At 50.6% G+C, this 1,671-nt stretch carries 2 protein-coding genes; both read right to left on the reverse strand.

From position 1 onward, the window contains the following. A partial coding sequence (locus G113_RS20020) for a substrate-binding periplasmic protein (protein ID WP_005914136.1) occupies positions 1-606 on the reverse strand: 606 nt, incomplete at its 3' end. Between the two features lie 805 nt (positions 607-1,411). Further along, the coding region (locus G113_RS20855; RefSeq protein ID WP_152436125.1) for a MerR family DNA-binding protein at positions 1,412-1,671 on the reverse strand (260 nt) is incomplete at its 5' end.

Below are 1,671 nucleotides of genomic sequence, written 5' to 3' on the forward strand. Positions count from 1 at the left end.
CAGGGCGTTGGCCTGGATCCGTTCCCGGTTATAAATGTGGGGCTCGGCTCTCTCCTGCCTTAATTGTTCCAGATGGTAATAGAAGACGCGCTCCTCCATCACAACGGCATCGACCCGGCCGAGTAGCAGTTGATGCACCTGGCCCTGCTGCTTGGCGACTTCTTCATAACGGGCATTGTGCGCTGCCATAGTGGCAAACGCGGGCCCCAGAACCTGAGTGGCCCGTTGGAAGGCGCTTACCTTCAGGGTCGTGAGTGCCGTCAGGTCTGCCACTTTGAGCGGACTGAGGGTGAATACCTGATTGTGGAAGTGGATAACGGGGCGGGAGAGGAAGGCGCCATCCAGCATGCCGGGTCTGACATTGATGATGGCGTCCAGCTTGCCGTCGGCCAGCATGCGGAAGGTGCGTTCAAGGGGCAGATATTGAAAAGAGAGTTGATAGCCGCTGTCCTGGAAGGCGGTGCGCAGCAGATCCAGCTCTATGCCCTGCGCCTCTTTTTCTATGACGTAAGGTGGAATGGCAAAACTGACACCCACCTTGAGCTGTGCGGCACTCAGAAACCCACTCAGTACTAACCCAATGATCAGGATCCCGCGTTTTATCATGTCCCACTACTCTATGGCGATTCACTGCATCATACCCTGTCCCCCCGGTGTTATCTCAATTCAGGGTGGCGAGCCGGGCTGAAATTCAAGGGACACTGTTTTCTTGCGTCAGGAATGCGCACTATGCTCGCAAAATTTGCAAAAGAAAGGCCCTGAATAGTCAGGGCCTTTTTAGATCTAGTTTCTAAAAAGGAAGGGCAGGAACATTTCAGTGTAACTGCCACTGTGTGTGTGAGTTGGTTGAGTACAAGCCAAGTAACCACAGGTTCTATCCACCTTGCTATCTCACCCACACGTCCTTAAATCGCATTAAACCTATCATTAATGCAGTTCGTGTCAACATCTCATGCATTTACGATAAAAAAGTTTACACAAATTTTCGAACGTCTTCCTCTGCTTATAGAGGTCATACTACACCGGTTCTGATGTCTCGGGGCTGTGATGTTGAAAATCGAAGGTGGTTTTTGGCTTCATTGTTTGCTCTTCTCCCGATGGTTAGTTTCTTGGAAAAGCGTTTTTTGAACCCAGTCTCAGTAAGACCGAGTAACTCTTATCCTCCGGATATTGTGGTGTTTCCCACATTGGTGGCCGCGAGAGTCCTCATGAAGCGGTGGCATTTCCTACAAGGGTAGCCGTCAGCCCCTTTTGAAGTTGTAGGTGGTCTAGAAATGGGGAGCAGGTCAGCACACCCTATTAAGGGCTTTCAGATAATTAGTTGCGCCATAATTGATACCAAAATAGTAGAACCCGAGCATGAGTAACCCGATCCTCTCCGCTACTGCGGCCAGCATAACTGCATGATTGCTTAACTGCCTGACTGCTCAGGTGTTGTCGCGCCGGTTTTCGAAGATGTAACGTAGTTACAATTACAGTTTGAAAGCTCGTGCAAAATGCCGCACGCCTGAACAGATCGGGCACCTGAACACTGTCCGCGCAGGAGAAGCAGGTATTGCCTCAACTGCAACAATGCTTCCACACGCACGTTTACTTGTTTGACATGGGTATCCAGTAGTGCAATGACATCATCACAGTCCTGAGCAGGGTTATCCCGTAGGCTCAGTAGTG

It is taken from the genome of Aeromonas molluscorum 848 (assembly GCF_000388115.1).
In the GTDB taxonomy this organism is placed as follows: Bacteria; Pseudomonadota; Gammaproteobacteria; order Enterobacterales; family Aeromonadaceae; genus Aeromonas; species Aeromonas molluscorum.